Annotated in this window: 16 protein-coding genes; 13 read left to right on the top strand and 3 right to left on the bottom strand. The window is 69.8% G+C overall.

Annotated features, from left to right (window positions below):
• Positions 1–2 precede the first annotated feature (2 nt).
• From cysS to L0H79_RS11875, 6 genes are all read left to right on the top strand, one after another.
• Positions 3–1,463, top strand: a complete 1,461-nt coding sequence (gene cysS, locus L0H79_RS11850) for a cysteine--tRNA ligase (protein ID WP_301484815.1) — start codon at positions 3–5, stop codon at positions 1,461–1,463.
• Position 1,464: 1 nt separating this feature from the next.
• Positions 1,465–2,478 carry a 23S rRNA (guanosine(2251)-2'-O)-methyltransferase RlmB gene (gene rlmB / locus L0H79_RS11855; RefSeq protein WP_301484816.1) on the top strand — a complete coding sequence of 338 codons (1,014 nt, stop codon included), beginning with the start codon at positions 1,465–1,467 and terminating at the stop codon, positions 2,476–2,478.
• 138 nt (positions 2,479–2,616) lie between these two features.
• On the top strand, positions 2,617–3,501 hold the full coding sequence (locus L0H79_RS11860; protein WP_301484817.1) for a DUF929 family protein: 885 nt from the start codon (positions 2,617–2,619) through the stop codon (positions 3,499–3,501).
• Positions 3,502–3,509: 8 nt separating this feature from the next.
• Positions 3,510–4,046, top strand: coding sequence for a vitamin K epoxide reductase family protein (locus tag L0H79_RS11865; protein WP_301484818.1), 537 nt, complete (start codon positions 3,510–3,512; stop codon positions 4,044–4,046).
• A gap of 22 nt (positions 4,047–4,068) precedes the next feature.
• On the top strand, positions 4,069–5,313 hold the full coding sequence (locus tag L0H79_RS11870) for a DUF4032 domain-containing protein (RefSeq protein WP_301484819.1): 1,245 nt from the start codon (positions 4,069–4,071) through the stop codon (positions 5,311–5,313).
• Positions 5,314–5,496: 183 nt separating this feature from the next.
• Positions 5,497–6,630 (top strand): lysylphosphatidylglycerol synthase transmembrane domain-containing protein, encoded by a 1,134-nt coding sequence (locus L0H79_RS11875; RefSeq protein ID WP_301484820.1) that lies wholly within the window; start codon positions 5,497–5,499, stop codon positions 6,628–6,630.
• 55 nt (positions 6,631–6,685) lie between these two features.
• Here L0H79_RS11875 and L0H79_RS11880 read toward each other — a convergent pair whose 3' ends face one another.
• Positions 6,686–7,786 (bottom strand): ABC transporter ATP-binding protein, encoded by a 1,101-nt coding sequence (locus tag L0H79_RS11880; protein WP_301484821.1) that lies wholly within the window; start codon positions 7,784–7,786, stop codon positions 6,686–6,688.
• A 353-nt stretch (positions 7,787–8,139) separates the two neighbouring features.
• Here L0H79_RS11880 and L0H79_RS11885 point away from each other — a divergent pair, with 353 nt between their 5' ends.
• The 5 genes from L0H79_RS11885 to L0H79_RS11905 all read left to right on the top strand — a co-directional run bounded on the left by L0H79_RS11885 (position 8,140) and on the right by L0H79_RS11905 (position 15,010).
• Positions 8,140–9,456 carry a maltose ABC transporter substrate-binding protein gene (locus L0H79_RS11885; RefSeq protein ID WP_301484822.1) on the top strand — a complete coding sequence of 439 codons (1,317 nt, stop codon included), beginning with the start codon at positions 8,140–8,142 and terminating at the stop codon, positions 9,454–9,456.
• Between the two features lie 141 nt (positions 9,457–9,597).
• Positions 9,598–11,169, top strand: coding sequence for an ABC transporter permease subunit (locus L0H79_RS11890; RefSeq protein WP_301484823.1), 1,572 nt, complete (start codon positions 9,598–9,600; stop codon positions 11,167–11,169).
• Complete coding sequence (locus tag L0H79_RS11895; protein WP_301484824.1) at positions 11,169–12,101, top strand: sugar ABC transporter permease; 933 nt, start codon at positions 11,169–11,171, stop codon at positions 12,099–12,101. The genes L0H79_RS11890 and L0H79_RS11895 overlap by 1 nt, the downstream gene beginning before the upstream one ends.
• A gap of 159 nt (positions 12,102–12,260) precedes the next feature.
• Positions 12,261–14,000: a glycoside hydrolase family 13 protein gene (locus tag L0H79_RS11900; RefSeq protein WP_301484825.1), complete on the top strand. Its 1,740-nt coding sequence runs from the start codon at positions 12,261–12,263 to the stop codon at positions 13,998–14,000.
• Complete coding sequence (locus tag L0H79_RS11905; protein WP_301484826.1) at positions 13,997–15,010, top strand: LacI family DNA-binding transcriptional regulator; 1,014 nt, start codon at positions 13,997–13,999, stop codon at positions 15,008–15,010. The genes L0H79_RS11900 and L0H79_RS11905 overlap by 4 nt, the downstream gene beginning before the upstream one ends.
• A gap of 53 nt (positions 15,011–15,063) precedes the next feature.
• Here the strand turns inward: L0H79_RS11905 and otsB are convergent, their stop codons facing one another.
• Both otsB and L0H79_RS11915 read right to left on the bottom strand, forming a co-directional pair.
• Positions 15,064–15,882: a trehalose-phosphatase gene (gene otsB / locus L0H79_RS11910; protein ID WP_301484827.1), complete on the bottom strand. Its 819-nt coding sequence runs from the start codon at positions 15,880–15,882 to the stop codon at positions 15,064–15,066.
• Entirely contained in the window at positions 15,879–17,315 is a 1,437-nt protein-coding gene (locus L0H79_RS11915; protein ID WP_301484828.1) for a trehalose-6-phosphate synthase, read from the bottom strand. Before L0H79_RS11915 ends, otsB begins: the two co-directional genes overlap by 4 nt.
• A gap of 114 nt (positions 17,316–17,429) precedes the next feature.
• On the opposite strand from L0H79_RS11915, the gene L0H79_RS11920 reads away from it, so the two are divergent.
• Positions 17,430–17,861, top strand: a complete 432-nt coding sequence (locus L0H79_RS11920) for a CBS domain-containing protein (protein WP_301484829.1) — start codon at positions 17,430–17,432, stop codon at positions 17,859–17,861.
• A gap of 24 nt (positions 17,862–17,885) precedes the next feature.
• The coding region (locus tag L0H79_RS11925; RefSeq protein WP_301484830.1) for a serine/threonine-protein kinase at positions 17,886–18,861 on the top strand (976 nt) is incomplete at its 3' end.

Raw genomic sequence — 18,861 nt, forward strand, 5'->3', positions numbered from 1 at the left:
AACTGTTCGACACCGCCTCCCGAGAGCTGCGCGAGTTCACCCCGCGCGAAGCGGGCAAGGTCGGGATGTACATCTGTGGGCTCACCACACAGGGCGCCCCGCATATCGGCCACATCCGGTTCGCCGTCGCGTTCGACGTGCTGCGGCGCTGGCTCGAGACCGGGCACGGCTACCAGGTCACGCTCGTGCGCAACGTCACCGACATCGACGACAAGGTGCTGCGCAAGGCGGCCGATGCCGGGGAGGAATGGTGGGCCCTGACCTACCGCAACGAGCGGCTCACGACCGCGGCGCTCGAGGCGCTCGGGGTGCTGCCGGCGACGTACGAGCCCCGCGCGACCGGCCACGTCACCGACATGGTCACGCTGATGGAGACACTGGTCGAGAAGGGCCACGCCTACCCGGCGCCGGACGGCTCCGGCGACGTCTACTTCGACGTGCGGTCCTGGCCCGACTACGGGTCCCTCTCGCACCAGAGCCTCGACGACATGGCCAGCGCCGACGACGCCGACCCGCGCGGCAAACGCGACCCGCGCGACTTCGCGCTGTGGAAGGGCCGCAAGGCCCAGGAGCCCGAGAGCGCCTCGTGGCCGACGCCGTTCGGTGCGGGCCGGCCGGGCTGGCACCTCGAGTGCTCGGCGATGGCCCGCCGCTATCTGGGCGACGAGTTCGACATCCACGGCGGCGGCATCGACCTGCGCTTCCCGCACCACGAGAACGAGCAGGCGCAGTCGCGTGCGGCCGGGCTCGGCTTCGCCCGGTACTGGCTGCACAACGCCTGGCTGACCGTCAAAGGCCAGAAGATGGGCAAGTCCCTCGGCAACTCCCTCGAGGTGCGCGAGCTGCTCAAGACGACCCGCCCGATCGTGCTGCGCTACTACCTGACGGCGGCCCACTACCGCTCGACGATCGAGTACCATCCGGGCTCGCTCGACGAGGCGGCTGCCGCCGTCGAGCGGATCGAGGGCTTCCTCGAGCGGGTGGCGCACCGCCGCGAGATCCCGCCGGCGAGTGCGTATGCCGCTCACGAGCTTCCCGAGGACTTCCGCCTCGCGCTCGACGACGACCTCGGCGTCCCGGGGGCGCTCGCGGTCATCCACGAGACGGTGCGCGCGGGCAACACCGCCCTCGACGAGGGCGACGGCGACGTGGCGCTCGCCGCGGCCGCCGCGGTCGTGGCGATGGCGGAAGTGCTCGGCGTCAACCCGCTCGCCGAGCACTGGACCCGGTCGGCCGACCGGGCGGCCGGCCAGGTCACGGAGGAGGCGCTCGACGCGCTCGTCGCGCAGGCTCTCGATGCACGCCAGTCGGCCCGGCAGGAGCGGGACTTCCCGCGGGCCGACGCGATTCGCGACGAGCTGGCCGCCGTCGGGATCGCGATCGAGGACACCCCGTCGGGAGCCAGGTGGTCGCTCAGCCGGTCCCGGGGCGGGGCCGGGACCACCAGCGCCGGGACGGGATGACATGCCGGGCAGCTCGCAACGTCGTGGCGCGGTGCGCAAGAGCGGCAAGGGCGCGACCAGCGGGTCCGGTGGCCGGGGCAAGCGAGGCCTGCGGGGCAAAGGCCCGACACCCAAGGCCGTCGACCGCGAGTACCACCCGGCCCACAAGAAGGCCAAGTCGGCCGCCAAGCGGGACGCCGCAGGGGGCGCTCGAGGGCAGGGCGGGCACGGGTCCGGCGGGCGCAGACCCGGCGGATCTGGTCCCGGTGGTGCCCGGACACAGCGGCGGGGCAGGAGCACGGCCGAGATGGTTGCGGGCCGCAACTCCGTGCTCGAGGCGCTGCGGGCCGCGGTGCCCGTCACGACGATGTACATCGCGACCCGGATCGACTCGGACGACCGGGTCAAGGAGTCGCTCAAGCGGGCGGCCGAGGTGGGCCTGCCGATCCTGGAGACGTCCCGGGCGGAGCTCGACCGCCTGACGGACGGGGCGGTGCACCAGGGGATCGCCCTGCAGGTGCCGCCGTACGACTACGCCGACCCGCACGACCTGATCGACCCGGAGGCGCCGGGGGTGCCGCTCGTCGTGGCCCTCGACGGGATCACCGACCCCCGCAACCTCGGGGCGATCATCCGGTCCGTGGCCGCGTTCGGCGGGCACGGGGTGCTCGTGCCGGAGCGCCGGTCGGTGGGCATGACGGCGTCCGCGTGGAAGACCTCGGCCGGGGCCGCAGCCCGGGTCCCGGTGGCGAAGGCCGCCAACCTCACCCGGGCGCTCGGCGACTTCAAGAAGGCCGGCTTCTTCGTGGTCGGGCTCGACATGCACGGCGAGCTCGAGCTGCCCGACCTGGCGCTCACAGACTCCCCGCTCGTGCTCGTGACCGGATCGGAGGGCAAGGGCCTGTCCAGGCTCGTGCGTGAGACGTGCGACCAGGTCGTGTCGATCCCGATGAGCTCGGCCGTGGAGTCGCTCAACGCGGGGTTGGCCACCGGGGTCGCGCTCTACGAGGTGGCCCGGCAGCGCCGGAGCCGTTGACCGTTCGAACCAGCCGGCGGGAACTCCCACCACCTCACGATCGTGTACCGGTGAGCAGGTGTGCCGCCGTCACAGCGCGGGCAGGTACCCTGAGCCCGGCGCAGGACGCCGGACATGTCGCCGAGGAGAAGGACATCCGTGGGCAAGAACACCGCTCGGGCCGAGGCCACCCGCAAGTCCGCTGAGATGCGGGCCGCCGCCGCGCGCAAGGAGCGCCAGCAGAAGCAGCTCATCACGGCCGCTGTGGCGGTGGTCGTCGTCATCATCGCGGTCGTCATCGGGCTCGCCATCTCGAGCCAGCCGGACAAGCCGGCCGCCTCGGCCAACCCCGGCGCGGACGCCGCGATCGCCAAGCTCGGCTCCATACCGGCCTCGGCCTTCGACGCCGCGGGCAAGCCGACCGCCGACAACGCGATCCCGCAGAAGCTGGACGACGGCAAGGTCCTCAAGGACGGCGACAAGCCCGAGGTCGTCTACGTCGGCGCCGAGTACTGCCCGTACTGCGCCACCGAGCGCTGGTCGCTGGTGGCGGCGCTCGACCGGTTCGGCACCGTGTCGGGGCTGACCCCCACCCGCTCGGCCGAGCAGGACGGTAACATCCCGACCGTCTCGTTCAAGGACGTGACGTACAAGAGCGACTACCTCTCGTTCCGGGCCATCGAGACCCAGGACCGCAACGGCCAACCGCTCGAGCCGATCCCGTCCGACATCGAGCCGCTCTTCACCAAGTACAACGCACCTCCCTACACGCAGAGCAAGGGCGCCATCCCGTGGACGTTCTACGGCACCCACCAGACCGTCGGGTCAGGGGTGCCGATCCAGAGCTTCGTCAGCCTGAGCGACGACACGGCCTGGACGAAGATCGTCGAGCAGATGCTGACCGGCAAGGGCGACCTGGGGCAGCCGATCATGGCCAACGCCAACGCCGTCACCGCCCAGATCTGCACCCTCACCGGCAACAAGCCGTCCGACGTCTGCAGCAGTCAGGCCGTCGTCGAGACCGCCCCGCTGCTCAAGCCATGACCCGAGACATGACCCGCTCGACGCGGAGCACGGCAGCGACCGTCGCCCCGCGCGAGCGCCCGGGCTGGCTCGTCCCGACCTCGCTCGTCCTGGTCGGCATCGGCCTGTTGACGTCCGCCTACCTCACGTACGAGCACTTCACCGACAACGCGACGCTCGCCTGCACCGCGAACGGCGTCGTCGACTGCGTCAAGGTCACCTCGAGCGAGTGGTCCACACTCTTCGGCATCCCGATGGCGCTGCTCGGGCTCGTCTTCTTCGCCGTCCTGCTCGTGCTGTGCTGGCCGGCGGTGTGGCGCCGCGGCGAGGCCTGGCTCGACGGGGCACGGCTGGGTTGGCTCACCATCGGTCTGGGCATGGTCGTCTATCTCGTCTGGGCCGAGGTCTCACAGATCCACGCCATCTGCCTGTGGTGCACGGTCGTGCACACCGTGACGTTCCTGCTCTGGGTCGCCGTCATGTTCGGGCAGATCCTCTCCGGGCCGCCGAGCAGCGCCGTCGCGGCTGCGTCCGGCCCGTCGGCTCGCCGGGGAGGTCGTCGCTGAGCCGACGTGTCACGATGGGTCGGTGACCCTGCAGATCACCACCGCTCGCCCCACGCCGGAGCTGCTCGACCTGCCGTGGCGCCTGCCTCTCGAGGAGTGGCCCGAGAGCACCCTGGCCGCGCTGCCGCGCGGCATCTCCCGCCACGTCGTGCGGTTCGTCCGGCAGGGTCGACGGGTGCTCGCGGTCAAGGAGATCAAGGCCGACATCGCCGACCGCGAGTACGCCATGTTGCGCAGTCTGCGGCGTCTCGAGGTCCCGGGGGTCCAGCCGATCGGCGTCGTGCACGGTCGGGAGGCGACCGACGGCACCCCGCTCGACGCGTGCCTGCTCACGCTGCACCTGCAGTTCTCCCTGCCGTACCGCGCCCTGTTCAGCCAGAGCCTGCGACCCGACACCGCCGTCCGGCTCATGGACGCGCTGGCCCTGCTCCTCGTCCGGCTGCACCTCGACGGCTTCTGGTGGGGTGACGTCTCCCTGTCGAACACCCTCTTCCGCCGGGACGCGGGGGCCTTCGCCGCGTATCTCGTCGACGCGGAGACAGGTGAGCTGCATGCTTCGCTCTCCGACGGGCAGCGGGCCCACGACCTGGACATCGCGCAGGTCAACATCACCGGCGAGCTGATGGACCTGCAGGCCGGCGGCTATCTCGACGAGAACGCCGACCCCTTCGACATCGCCGCCTCGATCGTCGAGCGCTACCACTCGCTGTGGGGTGAGCTGACCGCGACCGAGCGCTTCGGGGTCGGGGACCGGTGGCGGGTCGAGGAGCGGATCCGCCGGCTGAACGACCTCGGCTTCGATGTCGACGAGCTGAGCATCCTGACCGACGTCGACGGCACCCACATCCAGATCCAGCCCAAGGTCGTCGACGCAGGCCACCACTCCCGTCGGCTGCTGCGCCTGACCGGCCTCGACGTGGGGGAGAACCAGGCGCGCCGCCTGCTCAACGACCTCGACGGCTACGCTGCGGCGACGGACCGCCAGAACGACGACGAGGAGCTGCTCGCCCACGACTGGCTGAGGAAGGTCTACGAGCCGGTGACCCGGGCCGTCCCACGTGAGCTGACCGGCCGGCTCGAGCCCGCCGAGCTGTTCCACGAGGTCCTCGAGCACCGCTGGTACCTCAGCGAGCAGGCCGGGCACGACGTGCTGCTCGACGAGGCGATCCGGGACTACGTGCGCACCGTCCTGCCGGCCAAGCCGGAGGAGGAGGCCGTCGTCGGGGTGGACACGGTCGAGATGCCGGTGATCGCCAAGCGCGACTGACCGCCCTGGTCAGACGTGCGCGGCCCGCACGTGGCCCGCGGCTGAGCGGAATCAGGGAGAACCCCCAGCCGGATCGGGGTGAAACCCAGTGGTCTCGGCGGTACCTCACGGCGCACTCTGGGTATCAGGCGGCCACCTCGGCCCCTCCTCTCAGCAGGCAACCCCCGTGAGGAACCGAGCACCGTGACCATTGAGACTCCGACGCGCACAGCGAGCACCGGATCGATGCGCCCGCCGGCGTCGCCGGCGTCGACGGACGCCGTCCAGGGTCATCGGACTGCGCGCTCCTGGCGGCGTGCCGTGCAGGTGGGTCTCTCCACGGCGCTGCTCGTGGGCCTGCTCGGGGTCGTGCTGCCGGGAGTCACGGGCGCCTCCTGGGATGCCGCGCTGCATGCCTTGGCCTCCGTCTCGCCCTGGCAGATGGCCGGCCTCACGTTGCTGTGGCTGGTGGGGCTGTGGGCCTACACGTTCGTGATGACGGCGTCCCTCCCGGGGCTGACCAAAGGACAGGCCTTCGTGCTCAACCTGGTCGGCAGCGGGGTGTCCAACCTCGTCCCGTTCGGCGGTGCCGTCGGCGTCGGGGCCACGTGGGCGATGGCCCGGCAGTACGGCCTGGGCCATCGGAGCATCGGCCTGTTCACCGCGGTGACGGGGGTGTGGAACATCGTCGCGCGCCTCGCGCTGCCCATCTTCGGCGTGGCCGGGCTGCTCTTCGTCGGAGCCCGCGTGGGCGAGTCCGTCCTGGTCCCGGCTGGGATCGGTGCCGTCGTGTGCGCCGCCGTCATCGCCCTCGTCGCCATGGCCCTGGTCAGTGACCGGGTGTCCGCGCGGGTCATCGCCGGCGCCACGACCGCGGTCACCAGGCTGGCCCGGCTGACTCGGCGCCCCTCCCCGCAGGACCTGGGCCAGGAGCTGACCACGCTGCGCGAGAGCGCCCGCGACCTGCTCCGGGCCAAGCGCGGCTCCCTCGTGCTCGGCATGCTCGCGTACGTCGCCCTGCAGGGCGTGCTCATGTGGGCCTGCCTCGCCGCCGTGGGGAGCAGCCTCGGCCCGGCCGAGATCGCCGCCGGCTATGCCTGCGGGCGGATGCTCACCGTGGTCGTCCTCACGCCAGGTGGGACCGGGTTTGCCGAGACGGGTGCCGCGGCGGTGCTGATCGCACTCGGCGGCGACCCGGCAGTCACGATGGCGGGCGTGCTGCTCTTCAGCTTCTTCACCTACGTCTGCGAGATCCCGGGCGCCGCGATCGCCTACGGTTGGCACCTGCGTGCCCGGCACTGGCGAGTTGCCACGAGCCGGCCCGCCGCTCGCGACTGAGCGCGTCCGAGCGGGCGTGTTGCGCGAGTGAGCCGGGTCCCAGCCGCTCATGACCTCAGTTGCTGATGCGCAGGCCGTTCTCGGAGTTGAAGACGTGGATGTGGCCCGGCTTCGGCTTGAGGTGGATCAGGGTGCCCTTCTCCGGGGGCCTGCGCCCGTCCACGCGGGCGATGAACGGCGTGGCCTCGTCGTCCTCCGAACCCTTGAGCTGCTTGGCCTGGGTCGAGCCGTAGATGTAGGCGTCGGCGCCGAGCTCCTCGACGACGTCGACGTTGACCGGGATGCCGTCGCCGTCCGCGGCTGCGTCGAGGTCCTCGGGGCGCACCCCGATGGTCACGTGGCCCGATGCCTTGGCCAGGTCCTCGCGTGGTACCGGCACCATGTGCCCGCCCACGTCGACGCCCCCGTCGACGATCGGCGCGTCCAGCAGGTTCATCGCGGGCGAGCCGATGAAGCCGGCGACGAAGACGTTGGCGGGGTGGTCGTACATGCGCCGTGGCGAGTCGCACTGCTGCAGGATGCCGTCCTTGAGCACCGCGACCCGGTCGCCCATCGTCATCGCCTCGACCTGGTCGTGGGTGACGTAGACGGTCGTGACGCCCAGCCGCCGCTGCAGCGAGGCGATCTGGGTGCGGGTCTGCACGCGCAGCTTCGCGTCGAGGTTGGACAGTGGCTCGTCCATGAGGAAGACCTGTGGCGAGCGGACGATGGCGCGGCCCATGGCGACGCGCTGGCGCTGGCCACCGGAGAGCGCCTTCGGCTTGCGGTCGAGGTACTCGGACAGGTCGAGGATCTTGGCCGCCTCCTCGACGCGCTTGCGGATCTCGGACTTGTCGATGCCGGCGATCTTGAGCGCGAAGCCCATGTTGTCGGCGACCGACATGTGCGGGTAGAGCGCGTAGTTCTGGAAGACCATCGCGACGTCGCGGTCCTTGGGCGAGAGGTTCGTCACGTCTCGGTCACCGATGAGGATGCGGCCGGCGTTGACCTCTTCGAGGCCTGCGAGCATGCGCAGCGAGGTCGACTTGCCACATCCGGAGGGGCCGACGAAGACGAGGAACTCGCCGTCCTCGATCTCGATGTTGAGCTTGTCGACGGAGGGAACGGGGTTACCCGGGTACTGCCGGGTGGCGTCGTCGAAAGTTACAGTTGCCATGGCGTCATTGCCTTCCTTCACCGGCAGGAACGTGCCGGACGATCCGTTGTAAAGGGCGTGCTCACCCGGACGGGCGGCAGGGCCATCATGTCCTACGGACGTCGTCGCCGCCAGTCCCCGGCCATGGTGTCTCGTGGTGAGGCATCCTGAACGTCACCCTCCAAGGGTGGCCGAACAACGAGGTCCAGCGCTGTGCCACCGTGACCGGGGGGCCGCCGACAGCGGCTTGTCCAAGGGTTGAGACCAGATCGTTGCAAAAAATTGCTGCAAGACGGCTGGATCTTGCAGTCATCTTGTTGCTAACCTCTCGGCACCGGTGGCGGCGTGTGCCACCTGGCTTCGAAGGAGAATCCATGCACAAGCGTGTCATCGGCGCGATGGCCATCTCGGGCGTTGCCGCCCTGGCCCTCAGCGCCTGCGGCGGGTCGTCAACCCCGTCCACCCCCGACTCGACGGCATCGGCCGGCGCCACCAAGGCGGCCGCCGTCCCCACCCCGTCGTCGACGACCGACGCGCCGGTGCGCGACGCCAACGTCGACCTCGTCATCTGGACGGACGCCGACCGCGCCCCGACGGTGAAGAAGATCGCCGATGCCTTCGGGCAGGAGCAGGGCATCACCACCTCGGTTCAGATCGCCGTCAACACCCGCCAGCAGTTCAAGGACGCCACCAAGGTGGGCAAGGGCCCCGACATCGTGGTCGGCGCCCACGACTGGCTCGGCGAGCTCGTGCAGGAGAACACGGTCGCCCCGATCCAGCTGTCGGCCGACACCGCGTCACAGTTCAGCAAGCAGTCGATCAACGCGGCCAAGTTCAACGGCCAGAACTACGGCGTGCCGTACGCCGTCGAGAACATCGCGCTGATGCGCAACACGGCCCTCGCCCCTGACGCCCCCAAGACCATGGACGAGCTGGTGGCCTCGGGCAAGGCGATCAAGGCGAAGAACCCCAAGGTCACCAACGTGCTGCTCCAGCAGGTCGGCAAGGTCGGCAACGCCTACTACACCTACCCCTACATGAGTGCCTTCGGCGGTGGCATCTTCGCCCCGACCGCCGACGGCGGTTTCGACCCCAACAAGGTGATCGTCGACAGCAAGGGCTCCATCCAGGGCGCCGACGTGCTGGCCAAGCTGGGCAAGGAGGGCGTCCTGTCGACGAACGTCGGTGACGACAACGCCGAGGGCCTCTTCGACGCCGGCAAGTCGCCGTACTTCTTCACCGGGCCGTGGTCCATCTCGAACGCCAAGAAGGCGAACATCAAGTACGCCATCAGCAACCTGCCCACCCTCCATGGCGGCGGCCAGATGCAGCCGTTCCTCGGCGTGCAGCTCTTCTACGTCAGTTCGAAGGCGAAGAACGCCTCGATCGCGCAGGAGTTCGTGACCAACTACATCACGAAGAAGGATGTGCAGCTCGAGCTGTTCCAGGCGCTCAAACGCCCGCCGGCCCTCACCGCTGCCTACCAGGAGGTCGCGGCCACCGACCCTGACGTGAAGGCGTTCTTCGAGGCCGGCAAGGACAGCAGGCCGATGCCGAACATCCCCGCCATGAACGCCGTGTGGGGCCCGCTGGGTCAGGCCTCGGCCGACGTCATCTCGGGCAAGGCTGCTCCCAAGGCACGCTTCGACGCCGCCCAGAAGGAGATCGTCGCCAACATCAAGAAGGGCTGACCAGGCTCTTCTGTACTCCCGCTCGGGTGGTCGGCGGTGCTCTCGCCATCGGCCACCCGCGCCGGGCGCGCCACCCGACCACCGGACCGGCACCCTTTGCCGCCGCCCCACGCTGTCCTTCCCTCCGGATAGAGGTTTCGCATGTCTCAGGCCACAGAGTCGTCGCCTGCCGACCAGATCACGGCCAAGCCCCCACTGTGGGCGGTCATCGTCAAGTGGGCGGCTCTCGCGCTGGTCATTGTCGGCGCCTACTACCTGGCCACGCGTCTCGCCGACCAGGGCTACACGCTCTACATCGTCGTGCTCGCCCTGGTGGTCATGGCGGTGCTCGCCGTCTACTCGACCAGGCGAAACATCCCGGCCAAGTACTTGATACCCGGCCTCATCCTCCTGCTCGGGCTGCAGGTGTGGCCGATCGTCATGACCGTGAGCACGGCCTTCACCAACGGACAGACGATCAGCAAGGCCGACACGATCGAGGCGATCAAGCGCAACTCGGTGCAAGAGGTGGCCGGTGCACCCCGGTACAAGCTGAGCATCGCGGTCAAGCAGGGCGATGACGTCGCCACCGGCAACCTGTTCTTCCTGCTCACCAGCCCCGACGGCAGTCTCAAGGTCGGCGACGAGAAGGGTCTGAGTGACCTGTCTCCCGACGGCGTGGTGAGGACCGAGTCGGGCAAGGTCACCACGGCGCCCGGATTCACCGTGCTCAATGCTCGCGAGATCAACGACCGCAAGGACCTGGCCACCTTCGCCGTGCCCACCGGCGACGGCGGCGGGATCAAGGCGGTCGGGTTGAGCGAGGCGTTCGAGGGCAGAGCCACGATCACCTACGACGAGGCCAGCGACACCCTGACCAATACCGCCACCGGGCAGGTGTATGTGGTCAAGGATGCTCGGTTCGTGCCCAAGGACGGCAACGGTCAGGCATTCCCGCAACAGTGGGCCGAGAACGTCGGGTTCAAGAACTTCCAGACGATCCTGACCGACTCGACCATCCGGGCTGGGTTCCTCAAGATCTTCGGGTGGAACCTCGCCTTCGCAGCTCTCTCGGTGGGGACCACCTTCATCCTCGGGATGCTCCTGGCCCTGCTCTTCAACGATGCGAAGCTGCGGGGCAGAGGGTTCTATCGCTCACTGCTCGTGCTGCCCTACGCCATTCCGGGCTTTGTCACTGCGCTGTTGTGGGCCTCGATGTTCAACCAGGACTTCGGGCTTGTGAACACGTTAACTGGTCTGGACGTCGATTGGCTCGGCAATCCCTGGGCCGCCAAGGCAGCCATCCTCATCGCCAATCTGTGGCTGGGCTTCCCCTACATGTTCCTCATCTGCACTGGGGCGTTGCAGTCGATCCCGACGGACGTGCGTGAGGCGGCCAAGATCGATGGTGCCAACCCCGCCCGCACCCTGCGCTCCATCATCATGCCGCTGTTGCTCGTCGCGGTCGGGCCACTGCTCATCGCCTCGTTCGCCTTCAACTTCAACAATTTCACCCTGATCTACCTGCTGACCGGCGGCGGACCGTTCGAATCCGACAACACGAGCATCGGCTCCACCGACCTGCTCATCACCTACGCGTTCCGGCTCGCGTTCAGCGGGGTCTCGCCCGACTACGGGCTCGCTGCTGCTGTCTCCATCCTCATCTTCTTCATCGTCGCGCTCATGAGCTATGTCGGGTTCAAGCGCACCGCTGCACTCGAGGAGGTCAACTGATGTCCACCGAGCCCGCCTCGCTGGCCGCACCGGCTACCCTGACGGCCCAGTCGTCGAGGACGACCACGACGGATCGAGCCCCCAAGCGTCTGGGTGGGGCCGTGTGGTGGCGGCACGCCCTGGCCGTCGTCGCGCTTATCTGGGCGTTGTTCCCGATCGTCTTTCTCGTCTCTGCAGCACTCAACCCCTCGGGCACGCTGAGCTCGGCCGAACTGATCCCGAAGAGCCTCTCGATGAACAACTTCGACACGCTCTTCAACGACCCGGCGAGGCCCTTCGCCACGTGGTTCAAGAACTCGATCCTCATCGCGTTCATCGGAGCCTTCGGTCAGGTGTTCATCGGTGCCTGCGCTGCCTACGCCTTCTCGCGGATGCGCTTCAGGGGTCGCCGCGCCGGTTTGCTCTCGCTGCTGCTGCTGCAGATGTTCCCCGCACTGCTGACCTTCGTGGCCCTCTACCTGATGTTCGCCAGGATCGGTGACATCGTGCCGGCGCTCGGCCTCAACACGGTGCTGGGGCTGGGTCTGGTCTACCTCGGGGGCGCCATGGGCGCCAACGTGTGGCTGCTCAAAGGCTACTTCGACACAGTGCCGCGTGAGCTCGACGAGGCAGCCAAGGTGGACGGGGCCTCACATGCCCGCATCTTCTTCACGATGATCCTGCGCTTGACGATGCCGATCCTCGTGACGACGTTCATGCTCTCGTTCATCGGCCTGTTCAGCGAGTTCATGCTCGCGTCGATCTTCTTGCGTGACGTCGACTCGCAGACGGTCGGTGTCGGCCTCTACAGCATGAGCAAGGGCAATGAGGCGAACCGCCTGTTCGGGCAGTTCGCGGCCGGGGCGCTGCTGTGCTCGATCCCCGTCGTCGCGCTCTACCTCGCGGTGCAGAAGCAGATCGTCGGTGGCCTGACCGCTGGCTCGGTTAAGTGAGTGGCGGTGACTGCGTCCCGGACGCGGGCTGCGTCGTGGCACCTTGAGCCCCACCACGACGGATCAGAACGCTACGTCTCGAGCCTGTCGCCGCGGCTCGGCGAGGTCGTGCAATTGCTCGTGCGGGTGCCCCTCGAAGCTGAGGTGACTGGGGTCCACGTGCGGACCGCCCCTGACGGCGAGCAGCAGTTCACCGCGGCGCGGCTCGCCCGGACGACCGAGCCGGATGCCTGGTGGTCGGCTACCGTCGTCTGCCACAACCCTGTGACGACCTACCGGTTCCTCCTCTCGGGCGGACCCACAGGGTACACGTGGCTCAACGGCACCGGCATCCACCACCGTGACGTGCCCGACGCAAGCGACTTCCGGCTGGTCTGCGCGCCGGTCCCTCCGCCCGACTGGGCAGCGGGATCCGTTGTCTACCAGATCTTCCCGGACCGGTTCGCTCGGTCGCGTCGCGCCGACTCCAGGCCCGCGCCGGACTGGGCGATCCCGGCGCAGTGGGACGACCCGGTCGATACGAGCCATCGTGCCGTGGCACAACAGTTCTACGGGGGTGACCTCGATGGGATCACCGATCACCTCGACCACGTCGAGCGCCTCGGCGCCGACGTCGTCTACCTGACCCCCGTTTTTCCCGGTGAGTCCAACCACCGCTACGACGCCGCGACCTTCGACGCCGTCGACCCCTCCCTGGGCGGCGACGCTGCGCTGCGACGGCTGACCCGGGCAGCCCACGCGCGCGGCCTGAAGGTCCTCGGGGACTTCACGACGAACCACACCGGCGTCACGCACGAGTGGTTCCGCGCAGCCACCGGCCCGGGCGGCAGGCGGGCCCCCGAGCGCGACTTCTACATCTGGGAGGACGGCGAACATGTCGGGTGGCTCGGCGTGCCCACCCTGCCAAAGCTCGACCACCGCAGCGCCGAGCTGCGCCATCGGGTCTTCGAGCATCCCCGGGGTGTCGTTCGCAAATGGCTCGGGCGCTCGGGGGGTCTCGACGGATGGCGGGTCGACGTTGCGAACATGACCGGCCGGTGGCGGGAAGTCGACCTCAACCACGAAGTGGCCCGCCAGATGCGCGCCACCGTGGCCCGGCACCACCCGGACGCGCTCATCGTCGGCGAGCACTTCCACGACTACACGACCGACGTCCCCGGCGACGGGTGGCACGGCGTCATGAACTACGCCGGGTTCGCCAGGCCGGTCTGGACCTGGCTGCGCGAGGCGAACGGCGACCGGGGCCTTCTCGGGGTGCCGGCGCCGGCGCCGGTGCTCGACGCCCGCTCGGTCGTCGACACGATGCGCGACTTCACGTCCCGGATCTCGTGGCAGTCACTGACCCACTCGTTCAACCTCGTCGGCTCGCACGACGTGGCGAGGATCCGCACGCTGGTCGGCAGTGACACGCGCCTCGTCGACGTCGCCGCCGGGCTGCTCTTCACGATGCCCTCGATGCCGATGCTGACCTACGGCGACGAGATCGGCATGGAGGGCACCTTCGGCGAGGACGGCAGACGCCCCATGCCTTGGGACGAGGCCCGTTGGGACACAAGGCTCCTCGAGGTCTATCGAGGTCTCATCGCTGGCCGGAAGGCATCGCCGGCCCTGCGCGTCGGCGGGCTGCGCTGGGTGTACGCGGCGGACGACGCCATCGTCTTCCTCCGCGAGAGTGCCGACGAGACCGCGCTCGTGCACCTCACCCGTGCCGCGCACGAGCCGATCAGGCTCCCCGTGCGGCACCTGGCGGGCGTCGGCGCGGGGCGAGCGGCATACGGCCCGCCGCCGCGGATCGGCAAGCGACAGGTCACGCTGCCCTCGTCCGGCCCACACGTGCGGGTCTGGACGTGGAAGCCGACGGACGGCGGCCCCCGACCGCGCATCAGGAGGCCGAGGTGAAGGCGCGGCTACGCGACATCGCCGAGCAGGCGAAGGTCTCCGAGGCGACGGTGTCCCGGGTGCTCAACGGCAGGCCCGGCGTTGCGGAGTCGACCCGGCAGGCGGTGCTCACGGCCCTCGACGTGCTCGGCTACGACCGCCCGAGCCGCCTGCGGCGCAAGAGCGCCGGGCTCGTGGGCCTGATCGTGCCCGAGCTGACCAACCCGATCTTCCCCGTCTTCGCCCAGGTCATCGAGAACTCGCTCGCACGGAGCGGCTACACCCCCGTCCTCTGCACCCAGGTGGCCGGGGGAGTGCACGAGGACGACTACGTCCAGATGCTGCTCGACCGTGGCGTCTCCGGGATCATCTTCATCTCGGGTCTGCACGCCGACGTCACGAGCGACGCGCAGCGCTACGTCACCCTACGGGAGCGCGGGCTGCCGCTCGTGCTCGTCAACGGGTACGTCGACGGGGTCGACGCGCCCTTCATCTCCAACGACGACGTGGCCTCGATGGGACTCTCGCTCGAGCACCTCGTCGAGCTCGGGCATCGTGAGGTCGGCCTGGCCGTCGGTCCAGATCGGTACGTGCCGGTCGTCCGCAAGATCGCGGGTTTCCGCAGCTCCTACCAGTCGCTGCTCGGGCGCTCGGACGTCGACGGCCTCATCGAGCGGTCCCTCTTCAGTGTGGAGGGCGGCGCGACGGCCGCTGGCCGGCTCATCGAGAAGGGCTGCACGGCAATCGTCTGCGGCTCGGACATGATGGCCCTCGGCGCGATCCGCGAGGCACGCAAGCGGGGGCTGGAGGTGCCGCGGGACTTCTCGGTCGTCGGGTATGACGACTCGCCGCTCATCGCGTACACCGATCCGCCGCTCACGACGATCCGGCAGAGCGTCGTCGCGATGAGCGAGGCGGCCGCGAGGGCGTTGCTCGACGAGATCGCCGGGAAGCCCTCGCCTCGCGCGGAGTACGTCTTCCGTCCCGAGCTCGTCGTGCGCGGCTCGACCGGTGCGATGCGCCGACGCTGACCACCTCCCTTCCCCGAACGGACCGTCCGGGCCCAGCGGTGGGCGGGTCTGGTTCACCCCCGAAGGGAGCGTTCGGCGAGCAGTTGGGTGAGCAGGGCCGCGACCGCGTCCGTGTCGGGGACCCGGAACCGTGCGGCGGTCCGTCCGGCACCGACCTTGACGGTGACGTCGGTCGGCTCCTCGAACCGGACGAAGACGTCCTCGTCGGTCACGTCGTCGCCGAGGTAGACCCGGGCCCGGGGGTGCACCGCCGCGCTCAGGGCGAGCAACGCCGTCCCCTTGTCGGCGGCCGAGACAGACAGCTCGACGACGGACTTTCCGGCGAGGACCCGCACACCGGGCTCGTCCCCACCGAGCGCGGCCGCCTCGTCGAGCGCCGGGCCGGCGATGGCGTCGGGAAGTCCGCGCGTGTGGACCACGACTCCGGCGGCCTTGCGTTCGACCCGTGCCCGCGGGTGGCGCGCGCCCACGAGGGCGCGGACCTGCGACTCGAGCTCGTCGAGGCGCACCAGGTCCTCGGCGGACACGGAGGCCGACCCCATCGCCGACTCGACGGACGGGTCGGACGACTGGGCGCCGTGACTGCCGACCAGCACGACGGCATCGACAGGGGTGAGCCCGGAGAGCCGACGCAAGGTCGCCAGGTCGCGCCCGGACACCAGCGCCACGCGCACCCGGGGCTGCGCGGCGAGGTCGCGGAGCGTCTGCATGACCCCGTGGGTCGGCCGGACCGACATGGGGTCGCGCGCGAAGGGGGCGATCACGCCGTCGAAGTCCGTGGCGACCAGGAGAGGCTCGGCCCCCGCCGCTGCCTCGAGCGCCGCGCCGAGGCCGTCCCCCGCCGCAGCCCCGAGGTCGCCCGCCCCGTTCACGGGCCGCCCTCCGCGCGGGCGGGTGCCGCGTCGAGCGCGGCGAGGAAGCGCGACGCCCAGCGCTGCACGTCGTGGTCGGCGACGCGGCGCCGCAGGGCCCGCATGATCCGGCGCTTGTCCGGCGCCGGCGTGTTGATGGCCCGCAGGATCGTCTGCTTGAGCCCCTCGATGTCGTGGGGGTTGCACGCGAACGCCTGGTGCAGCTCGTGCCACGCCCCGGTGAACTCGCTCAGCACGAGCGCACCGCCGAGGTCGAAGCGACACGTGACGTACTCCTTGGCCACGAGGTTCATGCCGTCGCGCAGCGGGGTCACGAGCATGATGTCGGCCGCTCTGAAGAGGGCCGCCATCTCCTCGCGTGGGTAGGAGTGGTGCAGGTAGTGGACGGCCGGGAACCCCATCACCCCGAGGTCTCCGTTGATCCGGCCGACCCGCTGCTCCACGTCCTCCCGCAGCTGCCGGTAGGCGGCGACCCGCTCGCGGCTCGGGGTGGCCACCTGCACGAGGGTGACGTCGGGCGGGCCGAGCTGACCTTCGGCCAGCAGCTCCTGGTAGGCCTTGAGCCGGTGCCGGATCCCCTTCGTGTAGTCGAGCCGGTCCACGCCGAGCATGAGGACCTTGGGGTTGCCCAGCGACTCGCGGATCTCGGCGACTCGGGCCGTCACGGACGGCTGGCGGGCCAGCGCCTCGAGCCCCTTGAAGTCGATCGAGATGGGGATCGCGGCGGCCCGGACTCGCCGGCCGGAGCCGTCGTGCACCGCCACCGTGCCTCCCCTCGTCTCGGCATGGATGAGCTGGCGGCAGGCCCGCACGAAGTTCTGCGCGTCGGCCTGGCGCTGGAAGCCGAGGAAGTCGGCACCGAGGAGCCCGTCGAGCAGCTGTCCACGCCAGGGCAGCTGGGCGAACAGCTCGACCGGTGGGAAGGGGATGTGGTTGAACCACCCGATCCGTACGTCGGGTCGCAGGGCTCGCACGTAGGCCGGCGCCAGCTGGAGCTGGTAGTCCTGGACCCACACCCGGGCGCCGGGCGCGGCGACATCGGCCACCGCCTGCGCGAAGCGCAGGTTGACGCGTTGGTAGGCCGCCCACCAGTCCCGGTGGAAGGCGGCCGCCACGATGACGTCGTGGTAGATCGGCCAGAGGGTGCCGTTGGAGAACCCCTCGTAGTAGAGGTGGACCTCGTCCTCGCTCAGGCCGACCGGGACGAGGTGCACGCCACCCTGGTCGAAGCGGGCAGGCGGCTCGCCCGGCTCGCCGGCCCAACCGACCCAGGCGCCGGGCTGGTCGCGCATGACCGAGTCCATGGCGGTGACCAGGCCCCCGGGACTGCGGCGCCACTCCGCCTCGCCCGAATCCGTGACGACCTGGTCCACCGGGAGCCGGTTGGCCGCGATGACGAGGTCGAAGGTCTTCCGCTCCGGAGTGGACGACACCCAATCAGCTCCTCGTCGATCTTGCCTCCACTGTAACCGTCTACGTCTGGCGCGAAGCCCGGGCTCGCTCTACTGTCGAGCCAAGGCAGCTCACGTTCACGCGAGGAGGTCGACGTGAAGATTTCCGATGTGCTCCGGTCGAAGGGGTTGGGGGTCGTCACCATCACACCCGACGAGACGGTCTCCGGACTGCTCGCACTGTTCCATGAGAACCGCATCGGTGCATGCGTCGTCAGCACCGATGGCAAGTCGGTCGACGGCATCGTCTCAGAGCGGGACGTCGTGCGCAGTCTGCACACGGACGGCACAGCGATCCTGTTGGGCCCGGTCTCATCGATCATGACGAGCGAGGTCACGACCGGCTCGGCCGCCGACGAGATCGCCACGCTCGCCGCGACGATGACCAACGAACGGGTCCGTCACGTGCCGATCGTCGACGAGGGCGGCGGCCTGATCGCCATCGTCAGCATCGGCGACATCGTCAAGAGCCGGCTCAACGAGCTGCAGTCGGAGCGTGACCAGCTGCGCGACTACATCTCCCAGTAGCCGAAGCGGCTTAACCTAGGAGGCATGGCGACCGACGACCGGACCGAGCGGGTCACCACGACCCTGCCCACCGGTGCGCAGTCGGACGGTTCTGGATGCTCCGGCGACGGGCGTCAGCCGCAGCGGCTGGGTCGCTATCGGCTCATCGAGGAGATCGGCGAGGGTGGCATGGGTGTGGTCCACCTCGGCCTCGACCCGCGTGGCCGGGCGGTCGCGATCAAGGTTCTGCGCACGCACGTCGCCGTCGACCCCGACGCCCGCGACCGGCTCGGCCGCGAGGTCGAGACGCTCTCGCTGATCCGCGACGACCGGGTTGCGGGCGTCCTCGACGCCGACGTCATGGGGCCACGTCCCTATATCGTCACGCGCTACGTCGCCGGCCCGTCACTCGACGAGGTCGTGGCCCGGGACGGGCGCTTCGAGCCGGAGGCCCTGCTGCGGCTCGCCCGCGGCGTCGCCGAGGCGATCCGCGCGATCCACTCCTGCGGCGTCGTGCACCGCGACATCAAGCCGGGCAACGTGCTGATCGAGGACGGCGAGCCGGTCCTCATCGACTTCGGGATCGCGCACCTGCAGGACGATGTCCGACACACGGTCGGGGGTCTGGTCATGGGCACTCCGGGGTACCTCTCGCCGGAGCTCGTCGAGGGCGCCGCCATCACCGACGCGACCGACTGGTGGGGATGGGCCGCCACGATCACGTATGCCGCCTCCGGACGCCCACCCTTCGGGCGCGGGCGGATGGACGCGGTCCTCAGCAGGGTCCGCGCCGGTGAGGTCGACCTGACCGGTGTCGACCCGAGGCTCGTGCCGTTGCTGCGGGCCTCGCTCTGCCCGGACCCGGGCGATCGCCCCCACGCCGATGACGTCCTGCGGGCCCTCGAGAGCTTCGCCTCGGGGCACGCCGCGCCGGTCCCCGAGCCCTACGGGCAGGTCTGGGCCGCCCCCCCAACACACCGGGCCCCCCCCCCGCGCCCGCCGCCGGGCGCCGGGGGGGGCG

This window comes from Intrasporangium sp. (assembly GCF_030452765.1).
Classification (GTDB): Bacteria; Actinomycetota; Actinomycetes; order Actinomycetales; family Dermatophilaceae; genus Intrasporangium_A.